Source organism: Methylobacterium sp. WL8 (assembly GCF_008040045.1).
GTDB lineage: Bacteria > Pseudomonadota > Alphaproteobacteria > Rhizobiales > Beijerinckiaceae > Methylobacterium > Methylobacterium cerastii.
The window spans coordinates 1-2,556 of sequence record NZ_VRVF01000164.1 but is presented as its reverse complement, the minus strand read 5'-3'; the positions used below and the strand labels follow the sequence as shown (position 1 = coordinate 2,556).

Genomic DNA, 2,556 nt, shown 5'->3' with positions numbered 1-2,556 from the left:
TGAACGAACCCGCTCGCGCGGGATGGGTGGCAGCTTCGAGGTTTTCGGATTGAGACGAGCGCCCTGCGCTGATTGAGCGTCGCCCGGCCTGGGCGGACGATCGTGGCTCCCTTCATCCGAGTGGAGCCATCCCATGACCATCCTTGCCGTTCCCGCCGCTGCCGTCGGCTCGCTGCGTCAGCGCCTGACCGACGAGATGACCCTGCGTCGGTTCTCCCGTGAGACGCAGCGCAACTACATCCGCGACGTCGGGCGTCTGGCGACGTTCCTGCGGCGCTCGCCCGACACGGCGACCGTCGACGACCTGCGCCGTTTCCAGATCGCGCAGCAGGAGGTCGGCCTCGGGGTGCCGACGATGAATGCCATCGTCTCGGCCCTGCGGTTCTTCTTCGTCCATACGATCGAGCGGCCCGATCTCGCTCGCAGGCTGGTCCGCTTCAACCATCCGCGCCCGCTGCCCGACGTCCTGAGCGCCGACGAGGTGCGCCAGCTGCTCGGCGCCACGGTCTGCCTCAAGCATCTGGCGGCCCTGTCGGTGGCCTATGGCGCGGGATTGCGCGTGGCCGAGGTCGCGGCGCTCAAGGTCGGCGATGTCGACTCGACGCGCATGCTCCTGCGGGTCGAGCGTGGCAAAGGCGGCCGCGACCGCAACGCGATGCTGTCCGCCGATCTCCTGGGTCTCCTGCGGCGCTGGTGGACCGAGGGATACCGCCAGGGCGTCCTGCATCGCGAGGGCTGGCTGTTTCCCGGACAGGACTGGGCCCGACCGATCAGCACGCGCCAGCTTCACCGCATCGTGGTGGAGGCGGCCCGGTCGGCCGGGATCCCCAAGCGTGTCGGTCCCCATACCCTGCGCCATTCCTTCGCCACCCACCTCCTGGAGGACGGCGTCGACATCCGCGTCATCCAGGTGCTGCTGGGACACGCCCGGCTCGACACGACGGCGCTCTACGCCAAGGTCGCCACCCGGACGGTGCGGGCCGTGACGAGCCCACTCGACAGGCTCGCCCTGTTCCATACGGACGGCCCGGCACCGGCTTGAGGCGATGCGCGCCGCGATCGAGCTGGCCGACGTCTTCCGCGCCGCCGGTCCCGCCTACCGCGCCGATGGGGCCGGGCACCTGAACCTGGCGGCGCTCAAGGTGATGGCGGCGGTCGAGCAGTGCCGCACGGCCAGCCTCGGCGGGCATGTCGAGGGCTGCGACGCGTGCGGCCACCTGCGCGTCGCCTACAACGCCTGCCGCAACCGGCACTGCCCACGCTGCCAGGGCGCGGCGGCGCGCGACTGGCTCGCCGCGCGCGAGGCCGACCTGCTCCCGGTCGGCTACTTCCACGTCGTCTTCACCCTGCCCGCCGAGATCGCCGCCATCGCCTTCCAGAACAAGGCCGCCGTCTACGACCTGCTGTTCCGGGCAGCGAGCGCGACCCTGAGGCGGATCGCCGCCGACCCGAAGCATCTCGGTGCCCGCATCGGCCTCACCGCCGTGCTCCACACCTGGGGCTCGGCCATGACCCACCATCCCCATCTCCACATGATCGTGCCCGGCGGCGGCCTCTCGCCGGACGGGACCCGATGGGTCGCGTCGCGCCCTGCCTTCCTTCTGCCGGTGCGGGTGCTGGGCATGCTGTTCCGCCGCCTGTTCCTCGAAGGGCTCGCCGCCCTCCACGAGGCCGGGATGCTCGCCTTCTTCGGCACCCTGGCCCCACTCTCCGACGCCAAGGCCTTCGTCCGCGCGCTCGCCCCGGTGCGCAGGAAGCGCTGGGTCGTCTACGCCAAGCCGCCCTTCGCCGGACCGAAGGCCGTGCTCGCCTATCTGTCGCGCTACACCCACCGCGTGGCCATCTCCAGCCGGCGCATCCTCGCCTTCGACGGGAAAAACGTCAGCTTCCGCGTCAAGGACTATCGGCGCGCCGAGGGCGGGCAGGCGCGGGTCATGATCCTGTCCGCCACGGAGTTCATCCGGCGCTTCCTCCTCCATGTCCTGCCGCGCGGCTTCCACCGCATCCGGCATTACGGCTTCCTCGCCGGCTCGAACCGGAAGGCCGGTCTGGCCCACATCCGCGCGATCCTCGGCACACCGGCCCCGCCCCGATCCACCGACCCTGAACCGGACACCCGAGACGCCGCGACCGACGTTCGACCGCCTTGCCCCCGCTGCGGCGGTCCCATGACGATCGTCGGTTCCTTCGCAGGCTGGTACCAACCGCGCGGGCCGCCGTTCAGCCCCGCGCCGAACCGGGCGTGTACGCCATGACCCGGCATGGCTTGGCACCACCACATATCCGAGGAGGCGCACCTCGGGGCACGCCTCTCCGCGTGCCGAACGCCAGATTGGTCTTCACGTACGCTGTCGCCCGACCCTGTCGCGCTCCGCCAAACGCCGGAAACCGGGCAATCCGGGAGCGCTCAGGTACCCAGGCGCTGGTAATCACACGCCTTCCGTCCCTCGCTGGGGTCGACGGTCTGCCCAAATCCCCATAGCTCTGCGCCCGCCATCCCGCGGGTTCGTTCTTCCACGACTTTCGTACGCCTCGCGGCGCCCGAAACTCTTCAGG

The 2,556-nt window shown here is 70.6% G+C and carries 2 protein-coding genes; both read left to right on the top strand.

The features are described 5' to 3' along the window. The first annotated feature begins 133 nt into the window (after positions 1-133). Entirely contained in the window at positions 134-1,042 is a 909-nt protein-coding gene (locus tag FV234_RS25630) for a tyrosine-type recombinase/integrase (RefSeq protein WP_147832420.1), read from the top strand. A gap of 4 nt (positions 1,043-1,046) precedes the next feature. Next, positions 1,047-2,255: an IS91 family transposase gene (locus tag FV234_RS25625; protein ID WP_147832419.1), complete on the top strand. Its 1,209-nt coding sequence runs from the start codon at positions 1,047-1,049 to the stop codon at positions 2,253-2,255. Positions 2,256-2,556 lie beyond the last annotated feature (301 nt).